General features: G+C 56.9%; 16 protein-coding genes and 1 pseudogene. 12 read left to right on the top strand and 5 right to left on the bottom strand.

Translation table 11 applies throughout. The features are described 5' to 3' along the window. Positions 1–2: 2 nt before the first annotated feature. Positions 3–1,013, bottom strand: a complete 1,011-nt coding sequence (locus tag AB8B33_RS35250) for a hypothetical protein (RefSeq protein ID WP_439019028.1) — start codon at positions 1,011–1,013, stop codon at positions 3–5. 667 nt (positions 1,014–1,680) lie between these two features. On the opposite strand from AB8B33_RS35250, the gene AB8B33_RS35245 reads away from it, so the two are divergent. The 5 genes from AB8B33_RS35245 (at position 1,681) to AB8B33_RS35225 (ending at position 10,305) form a co-directional block, all read left to right on the top strand. Continuing rightward, positions 1,681–2,376, top strand: coding sequence for a hypothetical protein (locus tag AB8B33_RS35245; RefSeq protein WP_439019027.1), 696 nt, complete (start codon positions 1,681–1,683; stop codon positions 2,374–2,376). A 255-nt stretch (positions 2,377–2,631) separates the two neighbouring features. Then, entirely contained in the window at positions 2,632–3,600 is a 969-nt protein-coding gene (locus tag AB8B33_RS35240; protein WP_439019026.1) for a DUF3616 domain-containing protein, read from the top strand. A 532-nt stretch (positions 3,601–4,132) separates the two neighbouring features. Beyond that, positions 4,133–6,901, top strand: coding sequence for an endonuclease (locus AB8B33_RS35235; protein ID WP_439019025.1), 2,769 nt, complete (start codon positions 4,133–4,135; stop codon positions 6,899–6,901). A gap of 255 nt (positions 6,902–7,156) precedes the next feature. Further along, positions 7,157–7,993, top strand: coding sequence for a S1/P1 nuclease (locus tag AB8B33_RS35230; protein ID WP_439019024.1), 837 nt, complete (start codon positions 7,157–7,159; stop codon positions 7,991–7,993). Positions 7,994–8,523: 530 nt separating this feature from the next. Next, positions 8,524–10,305 carry a caspase family protein gene (locus AB8B33_RS35225; RefSeq protein ID WP_439019023.1) on the top strand — a complete coding sequence of 594 codons (1,782 nt, stop codon included), beginning with the start codon at positions 8,524–8,526 and terminating at the stop codon, positions 10,303–10,305. Between the two features lie 147 nt (positions 10,306–10,452). Here AB8B33_RS35225 and AB8B33_RS35220 read toward each other — a convergent pair whose 3' ends face one another. The 3 genes from AB8B33_RS35220 to AB8B33_RS35210 form a co-directional block, all read right to left on the bottom strand. Further along, positions 10,453–12,276 (bottom strand): hypothetical protein, encoded by a 1,824-nt coding sequence (locus tag AB8B33_RS35220; RefSeq protein ID WP_439019022.1) that lies wholly within the window; start codon positions 12,274–12,276, stop codon positions 10,453–10,455. 115 nt (positions 12,277–12,391) lie between these two features. Further along, entirely contained in the window at positions 12,392–15,337 is a 2,946-nt protein-coding gene (locus AB8B33_RS35215) for a P-loop NTPase fold protein (protein ID WP_439019021.1), read from the bottom strand. Between the two features lie 360 nt (positions 15,338–15,697). Continuing rightward, complete coding sequence (locus tag AB8B33_RS35210; protein WP_439019020.1) at positions 15,698–16,588, bottom strand: LysR family transcriptional regulator; 891 nt, start codon at positions 16,586–16,588, stop codon at positions 15,698–15,700. Between the two features lie 198 nt (positions 16,589–16,786). Between AB8B33_RS35210 and AB8B33_RS35205 the strand changes: the two genes are divergently transcribed. Then, complete coding sequence (locus tag AB8B33_RS35205) at positions 16,787–17,032, top strand: transcriptional regulator (protein WP_439019019.1); 246 nt, start codon at positions 16,787–16,789, stop codon at positions 17,030–17,032. 369 nt (positions 17,033–17,401) lie between these two features. Here AB8B33_RS35205 and AB8B33_RS35200 read toward each other — a convergent pair. Further along, positions 17,402–17,696, bottom strand: a pseudogene (locus AB8B33_RS35200) (IS6 family transposase); the annotation flags it as partial. Positions 17,697–17,903: 207 nt separating this feature from the next. Between AB8B33_RS35200 and AB8B33_RS35195 the strand changes: the two are divergent. The 6 genes from AB8B33_RS35195 (at position 17,904) to AB8B33_RS35170 (ending at position 22,031) form a co-directional block, all read left to right on the top strand. Next, positions 17,904–18,197 (top strand): glyceraldehyde 3-phosphate dehydrogenase NAD-binding domain-containing protein, encoded by a 294-nt coding sequence (locus AB8B33_RS35195; RefSeq protein ID WP_439019018.1) that lies wholly within the window; start codon positions 17,904–17,906, stop codon positions 18,195–18,197. Continuing rightward, positions 18,101–18,712 carry a hypothetical protein gene (locus tag AB8B33_RS35190; RefSeq protein WP_439019017.1) on the top strand — a complete coding sequence of 204 codons (612 nt, stop codon included), beginning with the start codon at positions 18,101–18,103 and terminating at the stop codon, positions 18,710–18,712. Before AB8B33_RS35195 ends, AB8B33_RS35190 begins: the two co-directional genes overlap by 97 nt. A 432-nt stretch (positions 18,713–19,144) precedes the next feature. After that, entirely contained in the window at positions 19,145–19,951 is an 807-nt protein-coding gene (locus AB8B33_RS35185) for an ABC transporter substrate-binding protein (protein WP_439019016.1), read from the top strand. A gap of 30 nt (positions 19,952–19,981) precedes the next feature. Then, positions 19,982–20,644 carry an amino acid ABC transporter permease gene (locus AB8B33_RS35180; protein WP_439019015.1) on the top strand — a complete coding sequence of 221 codons (663 nt, stop codon included), beginning with the start codon at positions 19,982–19,984 and terminating at the stop codon, positions 20,642–20,644. Between the two features lie 12 nt (positions 20,645–20,656). Beyond that, positions 20,657–21,310 carry an amino acid ABC transporter permease gene (locus AB8B33_RS35175; protein WP_439019014.1) on the top strand — a complete coding sequence of 218 codons (654 nt, stop codon included), beginning with the start codon at positions 20,657–20,659 and terminating at the stop codon, positions 21,308–21,310. After that, positions 21,303–22,031, top strand: a complete 729-nt coding sequence (locus AB8B33_RS35170) for an amino acid ABC transporter ATP-binding protein (RefSeq protein WP_439019013.1) — start codon at positions 21,303–21,305, stop codon at positions 22,029–22,031. Before AB8B33_RS35175 ends, AB8B33_RS35170 begins: the two co-directional genes overlap by 8 nt. The last annotated feature ends 381 nt before the right edge of the window (positions 22,032–22,412 follow it).

The raw sequence follows: 22,412 nt of genomic DNA, 5'->3' as shown, positions 1-22,412 counted from the left end.
GTCTAGCGCCGGAAACTGAGTGTGACCGGACCGCGGATGATGATCCGTCGCCCGCCGCCGCCGAAACCGCCAACTGCGCCACCTAGGCCGCGCGCGATCGTGCCGCCTAGATTGCGGGCTGGGGAAGCTCCCGAGCGAACAGCTGCTGCCGTGCGCTGGATGATGCGGCGACCTGCCGGCAAGGGCCGGGTGAGTTGCCGGCGCAAGCCATGCTGGCGACCGGTGACCCGGCTGGCGGTGCCCGCTAGAACCCGCGGCCGCATCGAAGGCGGCGTGCGGCGGGCCACCGCAGTACGGCGCACGCTGTTGGCGATGCGCGGCAGAGCGCGAATGGCAGTGGGCCCGCCGCGGGCGACGAGTTGATTGGCGGCGCGCCGGACGGTGCGAACCGCCTGGAGGCGCGCAGCCTGAGGCATCCTGGCCGCGGCCCGTCCGAGCACGCGGCGGGCAGCCATGCCGGCTACCAGAGGAATGGCGGCCCGATTGCGCACGGCCAGTTCGGCAAAGGCGGCGAGGCTTTCCTCCTCGGACGCTTCATCTGCCATCAGCTGCCCGACGACATTGGCCACACGACCGATCGCAGTGCCATACCCCGGGATCAGGCTTGCCACTGGCGCTACAGCCCGGGCAATGCGCCCAATTGTGGGAGCAGCGCGGCGTACCGCTGTTGCGACGCGGCGGACGCCGCGGGCGACGCGGCGGATGAATTCGTCAGTGTCTTCAGCGCCCAAGGCGTAAGCCATAGCCTCGTCCCAAGCTTCTTCCTCACCTTCATCGAAGCCATCGCCTTCATATTCGTCGACTTCGTCCATCTCGTCGCCGCCGTCCATCTCGTCGTAGCTGGAGGCTTCGTATTCGTCGCCTTCGTCGGCCTCTTCGAATTCGTCGCCTTCATCGGCGTCATCGTATTCGTCACCCTCGTCGGCTTCGTCATAACCGTCATAGCTGTCGGCGGCGCCCTCCGCCTCATCGAAGGCGAGGTCGTCGAACATCGATTCCTCATACCTGTCCATGTTGAGATCTCCTTTTGCGCGATCGATCTGCCCGCGAAACTCTGGGCTCCTGGCGATTAGCGCCAGTCACGACGCTCCACCAAACGGGCCGCCCGCTCAAGTCGACAGGATGAGGTAGCCGATATCGGGTCACCAGAAATGGCGACTAGACTAGCCCAGGGGCGCCTTGTATCGATCAAGTTGGGCAGCATCCGAGCGCGATAGGAATCGCGGGAGGATGGTCCAAAAAGCGCCCGACCCCTGAGGAGACTTCGGGAATCGCCTGCGCCCCTACGGAGCTTCACTCATTACTACTGAGGCGACCGGCAGCGCCATTTTGGGTACGATCCAAAGCCCTGCGCTTTCGGGCAGTTCGAAGCAGACCTGCCCGCAGCCAGCGCGGGCTTCGATTCCCAGCGCGTCTTCCACGGCAAGGCCGAACACTTTTTGGAGTGCAAGAGCGACTTCGTCGGGAAGTGCATTCCATTCGCGTGGCGGTGCGAAGTTAGGCATTTCCGCGGGTGGCGATAAGGTCGCGACACGAGGAAAACACCCTCATTGGTCGCATGGCAGACAGTCGAAATGCGACCTGCATCTAACAGACCAGCCGCGATTATGCATGCCTGGGCATGGTAAAAGGAGCTTCCACTGCGTCTTTGCGCTTGACCACTCAGGGAGGGACTAAATCATGGGCGTTCTTAGAGACACACAATACTGGAACAGCGTCGTGCAGCAGATGGTTCCGTTTCGGCCTGCTCCCGGCGAAGCGCCTTCGGAAGACGATGTCGAACGTCTGCTCAGGATTTCGTGCAGCGCCTTCACTCAATTGGTGAATGATCCGGAACTGCCAGGTGACCTCGAAGTATTGGTTCAATCCGCGAAGCAAGCTGTGGACAAACTTCCAAATGAGACCGAAGCTCTGGGGGGATATCTCAAGGCATTCCGCGAAGTTGAAGGTGAGATCCTTAGACGCGCTAACGTGCCGGAGGATGCCTTCTGCGAGTTGGATCGAGCAATCGCTGAACTTATAGCCACTAAAGGCAAAGTCGATCAGGACGACTACAAGGGCATCGAGAAAACGTTGAACAACATCCAAAAGAAGGTCTGTACTTTCGCGCGCAGTGGGAATTGGAGGGGGGATGATTCACCAGTACTCGGCAAGCTCCTTGTCGGCGCCGCAGCCGGAACACTCGTTGGCGCGGCCGACATGACGGTCATCATGGGGTCGGCAGCGGTCGCCGCAATTGCGGTGCCCGCTACGGCGGGGCTGGCTGCAATCGGGGCCGCGGCCGCGACCGGGGCCGGACTGGGAGCAGTGGCAGGCTTTTCTTTAAACGTCCCCGTGCGGTCGTGGGGAAAACTATGGAAGAATTTGTCGTGTTGATTGTTGATCAAAGGACTGCATTTCTGGCTTTGGCAAGTCGATGACGCCTTGCGGAAGCAAGGCCTTGAAGGGTTACTGGTCGCCATAAAAGTCTTTTTCGGGGGCGGGCTTGCAACTTGTGATACCGTCTTCAGCGATAGACTTGGAATTCCGCAAAATCGGGTTCGGGATTGCAGTCGAATTGCGGAAAACCGCCTCGTCCGCGAACGGAAATACAATGTACTTAGAGGCGTCCGGTCGACCTGGAGACATGGCATGTCAGCGGACAATGGGAACGATCGCCTCACCACTTCCGGCGACGTGCTGCTCGATTTTGGCAGTGCAGCATCGCTTGACCTTCTGCGCAACCTGTCGGGTGCTGCGACCTGCGGGAACTTCATGTGGACGGTGTCCGATGAAGGACGCTCGCTCGAATGTCTCAAGCTGGAGGAGGACGTCTACAGGCTCATCAAGCACCATATCCTGGACGATCTCATCGAAAATATACCGGGCGCAGAGAGCGATGACGAGCTTGATCTGGAGGCGATTGCTTGTGAGGGTGACAACCTTTGGATCTGCGGCTCCCACTGCAGGGTCAGGAAGAAGCCCGAACCGGGCATCTCCCTGAACTGGGAGTTCAAAAACCGTAAAAGCAGGCGATTGCTGGCACGTTTCAAGCTCCGCGATGCGGGCGGTCACATTTCGAAGGCGGACTGGCTCCCGTTCGAGGGCCCGGGCAGTTTGCGCGAGACCCTCGAACGGGATATCTTCATCGCGCCTTTCTGCGCGTTGCCCAGCAAGGAGAACGGCATCGACATCGAAGGGCTCGCAGTACGCGGCAACCGCGTCTTCATCGGCCTGAGGGGTCCGACGATCGACAGTCACGCGATGATTTTCGAACTGAGGATGACCGACGGATTTCGAATAGGATCGGAGAACCGGTTCTTTCTGGACCTCGGCGGCCTTGGCATTCGCGACCTGACCTGGATGGACGACCGCCTGCTCATTCTGGCCGGCCCGGTCGGCGATGCGTCGGGTCCTTTCCGGATTTATCTCAATCAGCCGGAAAGCACCTCGGTAAGCGTGCTGCATACGTGGCACGGCATTCATGAAAAGCCCGAGGGCCTGTGTTGGCTCCAATCGGATGCGCAAACGGACCTGATGGTCATTTATGACAGTCCCGACGATTCCCGTATTTCATCGACGACATATCGAGCCGATCGCTTCGCTTTGAGCGACGCCTAGCTAGCTGACATTGCACATCCCAGTGAAGGTTTTAGTAAAGGGTGATTATTCGGGACCAGTGGGCGGACGGAGGACGACAATGACGATTGATGTTGGCAGGTGTGTTTGAACGCGCTCCAATCGCGCAGCGTCAGGCATGGCAGGGCCAATCTGTCGGCTTCAGTCGCTAATGCAATTCTACCTGAGGCCGATTCCGGATCGCAGATAGTTGGTTCGCTGTCCACCTCCGTGAAGTCGACATGCAGACCGAGCGACCGGATGATCGCACGGCTTTGCGACCGGAATTTAAAGCCAGACCTTCCACGTAGGACAATATTGCGGATGAAAGTCATGGTCGTTCGACAGCGTCCCTGCGCAGCCCTAGCAACGTTGTATTAATTATTTCACTCGCCATTTGCGCGAAAACATGGCATTTAAAGTATCGGGGACATCTGAAATTCCAGTTGCATGCAATAGCGACAGTAACACTTCCTCGCATCGAGGATTCGTGACCTGAAAATACTGCAATTTCTGATCCGGGGGGAGACAGATGGTGGATTCGACACAAGACGCCAATCGTTCGCGTGAAGAGCAAATGGCAGTGGAGCGGCTGCAGGGCGCTTCAGCGCCGAAAAGCGAAGCGGACTGGGGCATCGACAATCTGGCGATAGTGCCGGGCGATGTTCAAAAGACCCGCAGCCTGCGCGATCCTCGGTTTGAGGGCCTGCCGACCGGCGCGAGCACGATGTTCGAGGAACTGTCCGTCACTCTGGAGCAGGTCGTCGATTCGAACGATCTGCGCCCGGCTTGGTGGCTGGAGGAAGGTGCGGCGCGCTCCCGTGCAGTGTGCAAGATCGATGCCTCGGGCGTTGACTACAAAGGTCGATCCGGTTCGTGGAGCGGTTCAGGCTTTCTCGTTGCGCCTGGGATCCTGTGCACAAATCATCACGTCCTCAACAGCAAGGAGGTGGCTGATCGCAGTCGGGCACTCTTCGATTTTGCCGCGCTTGCCGACGGGAGTGTACGGCAGGTTTCGACTTTCCGTCTGCGCCCCGATCTTCTGTTCTGGACCAGTCCGGTCGTCGCCTCCGGCGGCCAGGGCGGTCTCGATGTGACATTCGTTGGCGTCGATGGCGAGCCCGGTGCGACCTTCGGCAGCGTCCCGTTGCTGAGGCAGGCCTTCGTCGTTGCCGAGGACGACAAGCTCAACATCATTCAACATCCCGACGGAAAACTGAAAGAGGTGGCCATCCGCAACAACAAGGTGGTGTTCCAGAACACGCAGGTCATCCACTACGAATCCGACACACAAGCCGGCAGTTCGGGCGCACCGGTCATGAATGACGGTTGGGAACTTATCGCACTCCACCACGCAGCGAAAGACACGGCGAACGAGGGCATCAAATTCTCCGCAATCGCGGCAGCTCTTGAACTGGAGGCCCAAACCGGAAACGCCGATGCCGCCCGAATTTTTAGAATCTTCGGCGGCACCGATGAGCTCGTCGGTTTTTTCGGCACGCTCGGCCGGACAGTTAGCCAGAATGACAGCGGTATGGAACGGGTTGTCGACGCCTACAAGGGCGAAGATCAGGACCTGGATATCGGCTTCTGGAACATCGAATGGTTCAACAAGCGCTGGCAGGACAAGCTCGACTCCGTCGCCCGCGTAATCGTCGAAATGAACCTCGATGTCTGGGTCTTCGTCGAATCCAGTCTGGAAGCCACCGAGGCGCTCGCCCGTCATCTGGAAACGAATTATCGCACCAAGCGATGGGGCGTGCTCGCCAGCCAAGACGCAACCTCGGAAAAGCAGATCACGACGGTGATGTGGAATAGCGGCACCGTCACCGTGACAGCGAAAGACTGGCCGGCGAAAGTCGAACGCTGGCTCCAGGTCGATAGCCGTCAATTTGATGATCTCGGTCTTGAGGCCGTCCACGGCAGGGTCTTCGATCGCTATCCGGCGCTGTATGAGGTCAAGGCAAAGATCCGCGACACGGATACGACCTTCAACCTTGTCCCCATCCATTTGAAGGCGATGGGCGAGGGCAGCCTGCGCCGGCAGATGGCGGCGCGCCTGCTTGCCGAAGCGGTTGCCGAACTCGCCAAGGATGAAAGCTTCGACACCGACTGGATCATCGGAGGAGACGCCAATGCGACCCTGGCATCCGGCGATCTCGACCCCTTGACCTCCGCCGGTCTGACCGCACTGACCGCGCAGGATGCTGCACAGGAGCAAATCACCTATGTGAAGGCGCCTTTCAAATCACTGATCGATCATGTCTTCATATCGCCCAACCTGGTGCCAGACGGACGCGATTTCATGATCGTTGCCCTCGACCGCAACATCGATCGCTTCCAGGAAGTCTCAGATCACCGTCCCATTCTTCTACGCCTGGCAGCCACCGGAACGGCCCATTCCGAGCCAGCCGCCGGCCAACCGCTGAGCGAGGACGAATTGCGCCGCCTGTCACAAGGTCTGCGCCGCCGCAACGACCCGCCGGCCGGCACGCTGTCGCTCGAGGAAGCGCGAACACGCCTTGCCGACCGGGGCACCTACTATGACGGAACGGCCGATGCTATCGTGCGTGGCGCTTACTGGAACGGGGTTTCGGCCGGCACTGCCGGTTTCGCTTCGGCCGTGGCCGGCATACTGAAGCGAACCCACGCCAAACCCTTGAGCTATGAGCCGTCGGCGCATGTCTATCCCTGGGTCGATGTCCGTGAGAACGGAAAGGTGCAGAGCATCTATTCCGGCTTCGAAGCCACGTCGGAATACTTCATCCAGGCCGATCGCGAAGTGGAGCGGCTTAGGACGAAGGCGCGTTCGGCTCTGTTGGAGAGCGGTGTTCTGGAATCGACGGACCTGGAATCGATGCTGGAGGCACAGTTCCAGTACAATTGCGAGCACGTGGTGCCGCAAAGCTGGTTCAACAAGAATGAGCCGATGCGCGGCGATCTCCATCACCTGTTCTCGTGCGAACCACGGTGCAACAGTTTTCGGTCGAACCATCCACTGGTTCAGCATGAGTTCGAACGGACGATGCAGGATTGCGGGCGGGTAGAGGACGAGACGTTCGAGCCCAAGGGCGGAAAAGGCGCCGTGGCGCGGGCGACGCTCTACTTCATGCTGCGTTATCCCGGTGTCGTCGGCAGGCGCTATGTCGGCCAGAGACTGAAAACTCTGCTAGCCTGGCACGAGCAATACGCGCCCGACGAATGGGAAAGACATCGCAATGCCGCGATCTACACCCTTCAGGGCAATCGAAACCCGCTGATCGATTTTCCCGAATGGGCCTTGCGTCTGCAGTTCGAGGGCTGACGGGCATTGCCGATTGCGCAGGCAGGCGGGCGGTAAATCCAAATCGCCCTCCTCTGCTCTCCATCCCCCACCGTAACGCAAGGGTTTCCTTTCTGCCGGCAGGGGATCGAATGCGCGAGCGATACGGCTGAGGCAATGGCAAAACTCGTCATATAAGTGTAGTATCCGGGTGGTGCAATTGCCGTCGCGGCCATGCGATCCTGAACGAGCCAACGTCTAAGGACAGCCATGGCCTGTTTTGTCGGGGGGTACCATATGAAAGTGTTTGTTGTCGCAGCCGCTCTGTTCAGTGCCGGATGTGGCCAGGCGTTCGCCTGGGGTCAGGAAGGCCACGCAATCGTCGCCGAAATTGCGCAACGACGGCTCTCGGCGACGGCACTCATCGAGGTCAAGCGTATCCTTGGCGGCGAGGTCTCGATGGCTTCGGTCGCCAGCTGGGCCGACGATGCGCGCTCCGGCCCGCATCCCGAAGGCTATAACTGGCATTTCGTCGATATTCCACTCGCCGACAATAGTTACGATCCGATCTCGCAATGCGCAGCAAGCCCGAAAGGCGATTGCGCGATTGCCGAAATCGACCGGGCCGAGCACGAGATTACCTGCGCGGCCGATGCGGCGCAGCGTCGCGACAGCCTGCGTTACCTCATCCATTTCGTCGGAGATCTGCATCAGCCGTTTCATACAGTGGCTGACGAAAACGGCGCCAACGGCATCAAGGTCACCGTGAAATTCGCCGGTCTGATCAATTCGCCGCCGAAGGCCCCGGACGACAATCTCCACGCGGTGTGGGACAGCACGATCATCCGGCAGACGACCTATGCCTGGGGCTCCTATGTCGATCGGCTCGAGGGCGATTGGCTGCTCAAACATCCGGAGGCCTCCGAGACGCTCGATCCGGTCGCCTGGACGCTGGAAGCGCATAAATTGGCGCGGGATATGGCCGCGGGCATCTCAAGCGGCGCGACACTCGACAAGGCCTATTATGATAAGGCACTTCCTGTCGTCGATGAGCAGCTCGGCCGTGCCGGATTACGGCTCGCCGCCGTCTTGAACCGATGGCTCGCGACCGCTCCGGCTTGTTCGTTGCCCTGAGGCACGATCGCATTTTCCGGCCTGAGCGCGCGCAAACCGGCCCGCGATACCGCATCCGCGATCCGAATTTGTGGTTGCGACTGCTCCGGTTGCCTGAGGCAGCGGCCATCAAGGCACCGCCGATGTCAAACCAAACATTGTCGCAAGGATGAGCGATCACCGATAACGGGTAAGGTGGCGACCCGACTTGACGATCGGTTCGCATCGCATCGCCGTTCTCGCCTGCTAGGTCGCTCGGGCGATCGGACCAAATGGATGATGTCTCCGTGACGGTTGGCGTGGACAACAAATGACCTTCTCGGCGACCACCAGCAGATAGCGCAAACGGGTTACCGCGGTTGCATTTCCTCTGAATGTGCCCAATAGTTGAATAGCTCTAAGCGTAGAGGCATTGCCGCATCCAGCACCTGGCCCCTTCTCCACAATCGGTTTGGGAGTCCGGACAATGTTGACTGGGATCGCAGCGATCGGCGCCCTGAGTGCGTCACGGGCAACGCGACGATCACATTTCCAAGCGCCGGGAGGGGACAATGGCGGATAGGGAGCTGAAAATACTAGGGGTGCACGGACTTGGCGACCAAAGGGCATCAGGGTGGGCGCAGACATGGACTGACGCTCTGGAAACCGCTTTTCCCAAAGTGCCCGGCCTATCGATCAGACCCGAATTCATGACCTATGACGACATATTCGAGAAGACGGAAATCAGCTTTGCAGAAAGCGTTTCGGCCATCTGGAAGCTTGCAAAGAGCGGCGCTACCGAAACGTTCAGGCGAGAACGCGGCATCGTCTCGGATATCTCCGACAGGATCAAATGGACCGCAGGATATGTGGTTGCCTGGGTGGAGGACGAGACTTTCAAACGAAAGACGCGCAAGCGCGTCTACGACGCAATTCTGGAACACAAGCCGGATGTCATTCTCGCCCACAGCCTCGGCTCTCTGATTACATATAACGCGTTCGCTCACAGCGATGCGAAATCCCAAGAGTTGGCCGACATCCTTGGCCGCGCACACTATGTCACGTTCGGCTCGCAAATCGGCAATCCATTCGTCATTCGCAACCTGACCAATGGCCGGATCCAGCTCCTTGACGTGAAATTCTGGTACCACCTCTACAACGTTCACGACGATGTCTTCACAGCTCCGATCAGGCTTCCAGACGCCCGCAACTTCAGCCAGACCGACACGCGTTTTGATGATGCAGGTGTCGCAGATCACTCGGCGGCCGGCTATTTGACACATCCGGCCACAGTTTCAAACGTATGGCGCTCCATCGCGGCCGAAACGACGAATGCGCGGGTCTTCGCGCCGTCGATGGTGGCTCAGACCCGGTCGTTCGAAGGCAAGGATCGCAAACGTCAGAAGGCTCTACTGGTCGGCATAAACGACTATCCAGATCCGGCAAACCGGCTCGAAGGCTGCATCAACGACGTCTTCATGATGAGCTCCGTGCTCCAGGATTGCGGATTGCCGCCGGAAGCCATCCGCACATGCCTCGATAAACGCGCGACGGCCGAGGGCATCAAGTCGCGCCTGCAATGGCTGCTGGACGATCCCAAGCCTGGCGACGAGTTGGTCTTCTACTATAGTGGCCACGGAGCAAGGGCTCCGGAATACGGTGACAATTTCGAACCTGACCACTATGTCGAAACGCTTGTACCATGGGACTTCAACTGGTCCCCGGAGACCTATGTCGCCGACGACCAGATATATGAGCTCTACAGCCAGCTGCCCTATGACACCCGGTTGATCATGATATTCGATTGCTGCCATTCGGGTGGCATTCATCGCGATGGCGGCGCACGGCCCCGCGGGATCACGCCACCGGACGACATCAGGCACCGAGAACTGAAATGGGATAGCAAAACCCAGATGTGGGTGAGCCGCGATTTCCAAAGGATTGTCGATGAATTCAGTCCCAAAAAAGACGTCGAAGTAAGGTATTTCGGGAATTCTGGCGCAAGCGAGAGGATCGGCCGTGCCTCTATGCTCCGCGGGATCTCGTCACGGGAATATAACCGTCTCAAGAAGCAGGACCCGGCGATAGCGGCAGGACCATACCTTCCCCTCATCATAGAGGCATGCGGCGAGGACCAATTGTCCTATGAATACCGGCACGGGGCAACGAGCTACGGCGCTTTCACCTACAGTCTTGCCAGCATTCTGCGAAGTGCCGGTAAGATTACTTTCAACGACCTCGTCGCGAAGACAAGCACGCGGTTGGAAGAGCTGCAATACAACCAGATACCTCAGATCCTCGGGCCGACCGCGATCCTTGAGTCCGAGGTGCCGTGGAGAGCCGCGTCGTCGTAGCGACCAAGGAATAGCCGCAGCGCGGCACATGCGCCCGAAAGCGGAAATTCGCGCCATGCGTGGGCGCGAAAGGTGCGGCCGCAGTAGCAGCGGAACCGACTGCCCGTACACTCGCTTTCGGCACTATGCGACTTCATTTGCCTGGATCTATGAGCGATCCACGTAAGCTGGGAAACATCCCTTCCTGATAGCGTCGCTGAGCCACGTTTGTGGATCTTTGTACCGTGGATCAGAGATCCAATCATTGGCTTCTGTCGTCAGCATTCTGGCAATGTAGTATTGCTTGTAGATCGGGTTTTTGGGGTCGCTTCCGCGCCGGCTTTGAACCACCGGTAATCTCGCCTTGATACGGTCGTTCCCAACCCTTGCAATGCGAATGCTTGCTGAGTTTTTGTCCGATACTGAATAGGTCGGATAGTCCAATAAAAAATCACCTGGATAGGGGTCTCGCAAAGCTCCCGAACACAATTGCTTTCCCGGCTCCCGTCGGCCCGGTCCGTAGCGACTGACAACGCGATCGTACACGTCCGACATGCCGTCGGCGAATATGACCTTTGTTTTCCCACCAGAAATATGGCAGGTATCGACGATACGTCCCCTTTGATAGTGGACGTTAGGAAGCCCCATCATCACATGCGTCAGCCAGACGTTGTAGGGGGACATGTTCCGGGTGAAGGGTGTCGGAGTCAGGCCGTTCATGGTGATTTCCACGTTGGGGCGAAGCCTCTTGTGAATTTCGCTTACATTGAGCAGGTTTGCCACGCTTACAGGCTCCACCAGTGCAGCAATCTCCAAGCTGAGGGTGTCGTCGATTGTTGAGCTTATAGCAACGCGCAAATCCAGCTGCTCTTCCAGAGACAAGGACAAGACGAACGTTTCCCGTTCATCTTCAGTGATGGATTCCGACTTTCGGCCCGGAAAGGCCGCGCTTATCCGCTCCGCGAGTTGCACTTCGATTGCGGTAAATATTGGGTTTGGTAAACCCGCTCTCCGATCCTTGCAGTAGCGCAGAATACGCCATTCTCCGAGCCACCAACATAGTTCCGATATTACCTGGCCTTCAAAGTCCACTATCTCCTCACTGCGGATCACCGAGTTTATGTGCTCTAATCCCAGGTCCAGTGTAGCCTCCAGGTTTTGACGGGCAGGCCAGAAATATTTGATCATCTCGTGTTGGAAGTCGCCGAACGCATAGTGCATCAGTTCGATCACTCCGCTATCCCCGCAGCCGGAGATCAAGACATTGCTTTCAGGGGACAGGTGATCGTAGATGAGGCGATGCCCGCCTTCCCAGTAGCTATAATCGGCAAGCTTGAGTGGGTTCGCTTCCTCACCAAACCCGGTCGCGTCGATCAGCAGGTCGACGACAAGCGGCCTGAGCTCTACCTCCGCGGATGACTGGAGCTGAACGATGACTTTGTCGTTCGTCTCCGAAATGGCACCTGGCTTCACCTCGCAGCTTTCGATCGTAAAGATTGGCAGCTTGGAAGCGTGTCGATCGAATTCCCGCATCCATGCACCTGCAACGTCGCTCGCAACACCGGCCTCCCAATCAAAAATGGGTGGCCGATCCATGGGGGCAGCAAAAGACGGGTCGAACTTCTTGCGCAGATCGCGTGTATTGAGATTTTGGGAAAGGAAACGGTGGCTTTTGTCCAAAAAGCGATTGAGAAGCCGATAATCCTTCTCAATGACGTACACGATGATGTCGTCGGCAATTGCAAGTGAGCAGGCCAGCATGATCCCCGAAAAAGCCCCTCCAACGATGGCAACGACGTCAGCTTTTCTGACCTTTGCTCTTCGTCTGAGGGCCCACGCGAGGTTCGTGCAACGAGTCTGCTGATGGGCGATGGAAATGTTCTGCTGAGAAAAACCGGTCGCCGAATACACCCTGGCATGCCCGATAGCTCGCGCTTCGCCGAGCATATCTTCCGCAATTCTATTCAACCGCTTGCGCTCACGAGCGTCCATTCGAAACCTCCCCCAACCTATTCCTTTCTAACCCATTTGCGACTGTGAAGGGTCGCATTATCCAGCTGAACGTCAGATCGGCCTCACGCTCGTGCAAAGTGCGACGCCAGACGAACTAGCGGATCGGGTTGAAGGAATAGCGCCTGACGCTTGCGGATAGTCGCTTGCAGTCTTGCGACGAAACTGGCACGCCTCCCCTTTGTGCTGTCGCTGCCTGAAACGCTGCGCCGATTGGATCGGGTCTGACCTGTCCCATGTCCAGGATCGGTGTCTGATTAAGCTGGGCATAGAAGGCCGATGCAATCTCACTCGACTGACCGGTCTCGATGGCGATCAATGCGCAGACGATTGGATATTCTGCCGGGGCGTCACCTTCGCCGAGAAACGATCGCCGTGCCTCTTCATCAAGGCGTGCGCGAATGATCCGATAGATGTTGATGAAACGCTTGACCGTGCGAGGCTCGTCGCCGGCAAGCCGACCGATCGCGTCATTGGCGAGGAAATCAATCTCGCCGATCGTCATCTGGACCGTAGACAATGCATCATCGAGACCGGAGGTCTCAAACTCGACCGAAATTGCGTCCTGATTTGGCGAGTTCGTATCGCCCGCCGTCTGCCCGATGCTGTTCTGCTCGTACGATCGTTCGGCATTCGGCTCGAATGCAGGCCGGTCGATGGTAAGCGGACTGGCGACCTGGCTTGCCAAATTGCCCTCAAGCATCAGCCGGACAAATCTTGCATATGATCCGCCGTCAGAACCATCGGTTGAAAGCCGTTGCAACCAAAACGGCAACTGGAAGATCTTCTCAAGATAGCGGATGGCGAGACCATCGCTCCATTCGGGCGATGCACCAGATGGGCCGAACTCCTTTGACAGCGAATGTTCAACCCAGGCAACGTCGACACCAACGACCACGACGAAGAGCCGGAAAGCAAGCAGGAGATGAACGGCTTGCAGCACCGCATACACCTGCGAAGGCGTGCAGCGATCAAGATCGTCGATGTAGATGACGATCCGGTCCGGGACGTCAGGATCCCTGCCCTCTTCCTCTCCAGTTGCCCTGGTCGGCTTGCGCTTTTCTTCGCTCACGATCTCATCAACCGCCTGGAACAGGCGACGGATCCGGCTGATTAGGCCGATTTCCTTTTCCAGAGCCCTGGTGTCCGGGTCATCCTCAAGCATATAGCGCAGCAGCCGCGGCGGATTCGATGTGCCGGCCTTGGGGTCAATGTAGCGTGAGAGAGCCTTTGCCGCTCGATCAGCCGCCGCCTTGCGGGCTTGGGCTTCGGTGGCGGCGCGTAGGACTGCTTCGTCCGCCTTCGCTACCGCTTTGATCTCCTCGGTAGTCAGATCGTCGAGCTCCTTGGCGAAACCCGCTGTCGATTTGGCGAGCCCACCAATGAGCTTGACGCCGGGGAGGATCGTGCGGGCAAGGCCTCCTAAGCTTGCGATAAATCCGAATACGCCGAGAGCATTGAGCTGGACAGCACCACTCTCGATGTCTTTTGGCCATATCCAGGCCGTGAAGAACACCAACAGGGCAAAACTCACAATCGCAACAGCTGCCCGGGCGCCACGGGCAAAAATGTAGGAGCGAAGGGTTTTGATTTGCCCTGGCAGTGACTGCACGCTCTTTGCCAGCTTCACAAAGTCTTCAATATCTTCCTTGGGGTGGTCTGCATAAGTCCGATGCCCCATTTCGATGAGATCGGCCTTGTGTTCATTGAATGATGTGGTAACGGCATCGGCAAGCGTCTGGCCAATCTTCCGGCTCTTCTCACTCTTTGCCTCAGCAACAGCGCTATCGCGCTCCTTCTGTCGCTTCTGGAGAGCTTTCTCACTTTCCGCCAGAGCTTGGCGGGCGGTTGCGGCTTCGGAAGTGAGGGCGTGGACATGATCGTTCACGCGCTCGACCAAGCGTCGATGTATGGCCTTCCCGGATCCTTCATAGCCGCCGGCCCGAAGCTGGTCGAAGAATTCCGCCGTCAAACTTGCCCAGAGGTTTGCGTCGGCAAAATGCCATGCGTTGAAACGTATCTGGACGACGTTCGTGATAAAGCGGGGCTCACCTACGAGACCTTCTGCCGAAACTTGCTCCTCTTCCCTTCGCTTTTTCTGTCCCTTGGCGAGCTGGGCGACCGCTTGCTCCAGCAGTTGCATGAAGGTGGATTTGCCGGAACCCCAGCCACCAAAGACACCGATCGACATTGGCGGTTCCGCCTCTTCAAGGCATATAAGCCGTGCAAAGGCCTTGACGTCTGTTTTAAGATCGAGGGGATCACGAGAGGGATCGCTCTTTGAACTTGAAAGAACGTCAGCCCCGGAAATAACGAAGGGGGCGCTCGCCTGGTCGGATGCGAAGCCTGGGACCTCATCGCGAAACGTGCCCAGGGGCAGGTCTTCCCAAAGTATGTGTTGCCAAGCCGTCAGATCTTCGTTTGCCTCCGGCTTGATTGCGATGCGCTTGAGAAGCCGACGTTTCAAACGCACCAGATCTCCGACGGTTGCCCGCCAGCCAAGCTCGGCAAAATCGGCTTGGCATGCCTGTTTGTCTTCAAGAAACGCCGCAACATGGTGGCGAAGATCGGCGGGTGATCGATGGACCGTAGTTTCAGCAATCTCGATCGCCCTTTTGCCAATTGCCTCCATCCGCTGGGAGGCAACAACCTGTGCACCACTTCGATGTGCTTCAATAACCGAATCGGCGCTGACCAACCGCGACTTCACGATCTGCGACACGTCGCCAGTGGCCCGCTGCCGCACGAACTCGGCCATCCACGTTGCTGTGTTGCCAAATTGCGCCGAAGGTTCGTCAAGACCCCCGATGGATAGGACCCCGAGCAGAAATTGAATCCGGTCGATTACAATAGACTTGGTTGACGGATCGGCTTGAGCGTAGTGGACCGCGCGTTGAAGCGCTCCGACCAAACCGGGCGCGAGCCTATTGGCGGAGATTTGGAACGCGCGGATGCTTGCTTCTTCCAATGCAGCCCAGGGATTATATGGGCCGACGGTGGCTTCAACTGCACGAGATTCAAACTGACCGTCCGCAACGCTCACACCCGCTCTCCTCGAAATATAAGAATGGTCAGCATCACGCCGGTTCGGACGTGCAACCGAAAAAGCAACCCCAAGGTGAGTTAAGCATTATTTGCTCGGGTTGAACAGTATGTCCCTTCGCCATCGCGGTTTGCGGTATGACGAATTGGGTAACAAATTAAGACGGCGAAGCGATGCTAGCTTTGATTGACTGAAACGATATCGGATGCCGCCAATCGAACCGCAACGATCTCAGCCAATATTGTATTAGCCCTTCTTGAAGAGTTTATCTGCGAAGTCGCATCGATGGCTTTGCTTGTCGCGCCGGGCTTTTTTTACTGCGGTTAAAACTGTCCCAGATTGCAGGTCGGGACGGCTCCCTCACCTACCCGGCCGCACCAGCGATCGGGCGATATCGATGATGTCGTCACGCGAGGCGGTCGGATCTTCCCTGTTCCATGCGACACCGAGCCCGATCTTGAAATCAACGCCCCTCACCTTCTTCAGTTCAAAGCCGCGGTTCGGCAGATCCTGCGTCCATTCCGGCACGAAGCCGATGCCAAGACCGGCGGAGACGAGTGATACCAGCGAAAAGGTGTCGTCGCATGTGTATGCGACATTGTCGGTCAGATCGTGTTCCTCGAACTTTTCCGCGAAATACCGCTCGCTGTAGGAGAGGTTCTGACGGGAAAAGGAGATGATCTTCTCACTACGCAGATCCTCGAGATTGATCTCGCTCTTGGCAGACAGCGGGCTCTCCTTGGCAACCGCCAGCAGATAACGTTCGTGAGCAATCGAGAAGAAGCGCAAGGAGCCGATATTCTCCACCGGCCGGATGAAGCCGAGATTGATGCGGCCTGCCTCGATATGGCGGATGATGTCATCGGTGGTGCCGCTTTCGATATGCAGGCGGATATCGGGATATTTGCGGGCAATGCGCGACAGGAAGGACGGCAGCACGCCGATGGTGGCGGGATAGACGGTGCCGATCGCAATCCTCTTCGCCGTCTTGCCGGCCACCGATCGGGCAATTTCGGTCGACAGGTCGACTTCGCTGAGGATCCTCACCGAACGTTCGTAGAAGGCCGCCCCTGCCCTTGTCAGTTCCACCCGCCGTGTCGAGCGGATGAAGAGCTGCACGCCGAGTTCCTTCTCAAGTGCCATCACCTGATTAGACAGCGCCGGCTGAGCGATATGCACCTTGGCTGCCGCCCTGCCGAAATGCAGCTCCTCGGCCACCGCGATGAAGTAGGATAGCTGGCGCAATTCCATGTGACCACCGGAGCAAAAGAACGAGAATGCGCTTCCGCACGTGAGAACGGCGGATTCGAGACGGATTTCAGGTGCAGAAAGGCGTGCTTCCTCTGGCTAAATCGCCACACAATGCCTACAAGCGTATTCATAGATGCTTGGCGAATGCTGGTCAAGCACTTTTCGCTACACCTGTATTCATTTTTTTGGTCGACTTAAATGGCAGCACTCACTCCGGAGGCAAACAGGGCAGCCCGCGCTATCCTTAAATGGTCGGTAAGAGAGCTCGCTGACCATGCCGGAGTTGCTTTCTCTACGGTGCATCGATTTGAAGCTACAGGACTCGCGACCGAAACGACGAAAGACAAAATCAAGGCGGCGTACGCTTTGTACGGTGTCGAGATAACCAACGGGGACTACACCGGCGCGCGTCTGCTGCTCAAACGAAAATCGGAACTGGAGTAGCCTATTGGCTCCGGTTCACCAGGCGCTTCGTGAAGCTGTGCGGGTGGTCGTAGACGCAATGGTCGCCTTGATGAGAATCGAACCCACCCGCCTCTGATTATTCACTAAATCATTGAAAACACATGTCTGAGGCATAACGTTAATTTATGGAACACGATGGGTGCCGTGACACCTTGGTTCGGATCAGGCCTTATTGGGAGCCGAAACATATGTTCCAGACCGGGAATAGCCGAGCACGGATGTCTGCGGGACAGGGCAAGCTCGACGGCACTTCGATCTGCGTTCCAACCCGATGTTTTATCGTCGACTTCAAGTTCGTTGCCAAGAGGCCCCCTCCGTCATCGACGACAGCACTCCTCGATCTTTGCAATCGACCGTGTCGCCAAGGTTGTCGATGGCCCGGTAGAGATACGTCCAACGCCCGCGCGCCTTGACATATGTCTCGTCGACGTGCCACCTGCCAGTGACGGCTCGCTTGCACCGCTTGAACCGCTCCAGCAATTCGGGCGAAGCGCACAATCCATCTTTGAACGGTCGCGTGATCAACGGAGATCCCTCGCTCGGCCATCATCTCCTCCAGATTTCGGAGGCTGAGGTTGTAAGCCACATACCACCGGACGCAGAGCAGGATCACCGACCGGTCAAAATGCCTGCCTTTGAACATCGTGTCCTCCACTCGTGTGATCAACGTCCCAGGAGCTGAAACTCTGAAACAAAAAGTTTGCGACGGATCCCACAAATTCCGCTGATTTTCGGATCTGACCGCGCAATTGTGCCAGACGGCGGTGTACTCCAGCAACAAACGGTCACATTGCGAGAGCGTTCAAGTTTCCTCTATTACCCTCACTGGATTTAACACTCGGCAGCCACGATGACGAAACGAAAGACAACGATAGCAATCAACGGGTTAGGGAGAATTGGTCGCTCCATCCTCCGGATACTATTGCAACAGAACCACGATCTGGACCTAGTCTTAATTAACGACGTCGCGGTGTTGGAAAGCTGTGCGTATCTCTTTCAGTATGACAGCATCTTTGGTCCTTGGAAGGAAGAAGTGACCGGTACACGATGGTTCTGGGAGCCAACGAGGAGATCTTCGATGGACAAAAGGTTATCTCCAACGCGTCGTGCACTACAAATGCATTGGCGCCAATCCTTAAGGTGATCGACGGCGCTTTCGAGGTCGTTGGCGGCCAAATGACAACAATTCACTGTTATACCAGTAGCCAACCAACCGTCGATCAACCACGTAACGATTTCGCGCGAAGCAGAGCTGCCGCTCTGTCCATGGTTCCGACGAGCACGAGCGCTCATAAGCTCCTGAGTAATGTTTTGCCGAGGCTGGCAGGAAAGATCGAGGCTCGGGCGATCCGTGTTCCGACTGCGAGCGTCTCCGCCATTGACCTCACGGTGCTGGTTACAGAAGCGAAATCGCTCAGCCATACTGTTGAACAGTTGAGGGAGACCACTATGGCTTCATCGGTTCTGGGCTGGATCGAAAAGCCGCTTGTCTCAGTCGACATGCGCGCCCGAAGCGAGTCCCTGGTGATCTCCCGTCCCGAAATTTCTATTTCACCGGGTGGTCTCTTGCGGGTTTTCGGCTGGTACGACAACGAGTGGGGTTTTGCAAATCGAATGCTCGACGTCGCTTTGCACGTTAGTAGGTTCGCTAACTCGTAAGATCTTCGAAAATCAAGACGGGCAGTCTGCCCGGCGTCGATCCGTACATACTGGCCCGTGCCAAGACGTCGGCAAGCCTTTGAAAGCGAGTAGACGAAACGTAGAGCGCTCGCGTAACCTCTGGTGATTGAATTCATCTCTACATTGCTCTCCGGTCAGCGGGTGCCCATGCGCCGGATCGGCAATCTGGGGCGCGGCAAACACAGCAGGGTCGTTGGGTCGAGTCGCCGGCAAAGTGATCCTGCGACGAGGGACCGGCGCCTGGTCCCGGCGCGAGCGGGACAGCTCGCCAATTGCCGTGGGACTAACGGAAGGCGCCATTTGCAAAAACATTGAATTATTTCCGTATCGAAAATTATTGACACAAATGGAAATGTTCTATTTCTTGGCCTTGCCACGGCAGAAGACCGCCTCGCATCAAGGGGAACACAAATGAAATTTTTGATACCGCTTACGCTATCGCTCGCATTTGCTGCCGCGTCGGGGCCCGCCAAGGCTGACCGGCTGGACGACATAATTGCCAACGGCACCCTTCGTTGCGCGGTAATGCTCGATTTCCCGCCCATGGGAGCACGAGACGAGGCACAGCAACCAATCGGGTTCGACGTCGACACCTGTAATGATCTGGCCAAGGTGCTTGGCGTAAAAGCTGAGATTGTCGAGACACCTTTGCCGGACCGTATCCCTGCGCTGATGTCCGGACGTGCAGACATTGCCATCGCCTCAGCTTCGGACACCCTCGAACGCGCTAAGACGGTGGGCTTCACCATTCCCTACTTCGCCTTCAAGTCGGTGGTGCTCGTTCGCAAGGACAGCGGCATAGATAATTACGATGGGTTGAAGGGGAAGGACGTGGGCACCCCGGCGGGTTCGACAGAGGGAATTGCGCTGGAAGCTGACGTTAAGAAATGGGGTGGCGGTGACTATAAGGCATTTCAAACCCAAGCAGATGTACTCCTGGCTCTAAGCCAGGGACAAATCGCTGGAACCGTACTCCCCTCGACAGTCGCCGCGACTGTCTTGAAATCCGGTAAGTTTCCCGATCTGGCTGAAGCTGGCGATGCCCCATATGTCGTGGATTACGTCGCCTTCATGGTCCCGAGGGAAGAATTTGGGGTCATCAACTATCTCAATCTCTTCATCAACCAGCAATCGCGGACAGGGCGTTACGCAGAGCTATACAAAAAGTGGATCGGCGATAACCCAGCTAATCTCACAGTAACCGATGTCTATCGCTGATCACAAAGATCCTGGTCGGATAACTGAGCGATGAATTACACCTTCCATTGGCGCCCGGCATTCCGGGCGCTTCCCGAGATGCTATACGGATGCGTGACAACGCTGCAGATAGCTCTGATTGCTATGGTCGTCGGCAGCTGTATCGCTGTTGTTTTGGCCGTGATGTCAGATTCACGATTAAGCATTTTTCGTGCCTTTAGTGCTCTTTGGGTTGAGGTCGCGCGCAATACCCCGGCCCTCTTTCAGATCTATGTAGTCTACTTCGGCCTCGGCCAGTTTGATTTACATGTAAGCAGTATCAGTGCTTTGACGGCAGGAATTGCGTTCAATAACGCGGGCTATCTCGCTGAGACATTTCGAGGTGGTTTGGTCGCGATACCTCAAACACAGACAAAAGCCGCTCGCTCCCTTGGTTTCGGTGCGACTGCCACGTTCAGACTGTTCATTCTGCCGCAATTGCTGCGGGTCGTCTACGGACCTCTGACGAACCAGCTGGTATGGTCGATCCTGATGACTTCCCTGGGTGTCGTTGTAGGTCTCAGCTCAGATCTAACGGGCGTAACTCAGCAGCTTAATGTCAAGACGTTCAGGACCTTCGAGTACTTCATCATCGCCGCGGCGCTTTATTATGCCATGGCTAAGCTCGTGATGATGGGGATGCGGGCGATGTCTTGGCGACTTTTCAGGTACTAAGGAAAGAAATAGATGATCGCAACGGATCTAACGCGCGGCGATCTCGCCTTTATGCTCTATGGCGCTGGTACGACCGCGGGGATCACGCTTCTCGCTGTTGCGGCCGGCACACTGCTCGGAGTTCTCTTTGGCATTGTTCGCTCAGTTCTGCCGAAGTGGCCAGCTGTGGCGCTCGATGCCATTCTTGACGTGTTTCGGTGTGTACCTCTTCTTATACAGCTTATTCTGATCAATGCCGCACAGGTTGTTGTGGGCACGCGATATTCCGGCTTCACTGTAGGGGTCGTGGTGTTGTCCCTTTATACCTCCGCCTATTGTTCCCAAATTGTGGATAGTGGGATACGGGCCGTGCCCGCTGGACTGCGACGCGCCTTCAGGTCCCTCGGCGGAACCTGGCGCCAAGACATGCAATTTGTGGCCTTTCCGATTTCAGTCAGGGTGATGCTGCCGACATGGTTAGGCCTATCGCTAGGTCTCTTGAAAGACAGCGCGCTTGTCAGTTGGCTTGGGGTGATCGAATTGTTGAAGGCTTCGCAAATCGTGATTACGCGAATTCAGGAACCGTTCTTTGTACTTTCCATAACCGGCCTGATCTACTTCATTGTCAGCTTTCCGCTGGCGAGGATAGGCCGTTTCCTTGAAAAAGGGTGGCTGCAGAATGATTAAGATTGACCAGGTCAGCAAATCTTTCGGATCATTGACCGTTCTCGACAATGTATCTTTAGAGGTCAATAAGGGTGAGGTGTTATCCGTGATCGGCGGTTCGGGATCGGGGAAGTCGACGATGCTTATGTGCATAAACGGACTGGAACCGATTCAAGCGGGTGCTATTACAGTGGATGGCACCGAAGTTCACTCGAAGGCAACCGACCTCAACAAGTTGCGTCAAAAAATCGGTATCGTCTTTCAGCAGTGGAACGCATTCCCGCATTTGACGGTACTTGAAAATGTGACGATCGGACCACGAAAAATTCTCGGCTTTTCACGTGCGGAGGCAGAAGCGATCGCTGCTCGGCACCTTGCGCATGTTGGTCTCACTGAAAAAACGAAGTCTTTTCCGAGCCGGCTATCGGGAGGGCAGCAACAACGACTGGCTATAGCCCGCGCGCTTGCCATGAGCCCGCAATACATGTTGTTCGACGAGGTTACCTCCGCGCTTGATCCCCAATTGGTTGGAGAGGTCCTGGACACGATGCGAATGCTTGCGAGTGAAGGCATGACAATGATTGTCGTAACGCACGAAATGAAATTCGCGCGCGAGGTGTCCGATCGCGTTGCATTCTTTAAGAGCGGAAAGATTCATGAGATCGGCACACCTCAGCAAATGTTTACTGATCCGCAAAGGCCAGAAACCTTATCCTTCTTGAGGTCCTCGCAGGAACATTAGACCCGAGGCAGGCCCGACGGCCGTGATCTGGTTGGGTTTACAGACAATCAAGGTGGATCTTTCGGCGTCGCCCAAAGTGTCAAATCGATTGAAGTGGTCTTCAGCAAAAATCAGAAGCCGAGCGATATCAACGAAGCGTGATTCCGTCCGTCTCGATTGCACGAACAGACGGACTGCCGCGCGATGCTCTACTGCCAGCGTCCATTTGCTAGTTGTGCCGATTTCCGGCGGCTGAGTGAAGAAGGCCAATGGTGAGTATAAACAAGGCGTCCGGTATCACTATGCATTCGGGCACGCTCGGCCAACATTGAACGCCATGGCCCAAACCGTATCCGAACTCGGGGATCCTATAGTCAAAATTCAGCCATGAAGGCAGTCAAC

This window comes from Rhizobium sp. 768_B6_N1_8 (assembly GCF_051811225.1).
In the GTDB taxonomy this organism is placed as follows: Bacteria; Pseudomonadota; Alphaproteobacteria; order Rhizobiales; family Rhizobiaceae; genus Rhizobium.
Note: the sequence above shows the minus strand (reverse complement) of the source record. Positions and strands in the feature narration are given on the sequence as shown.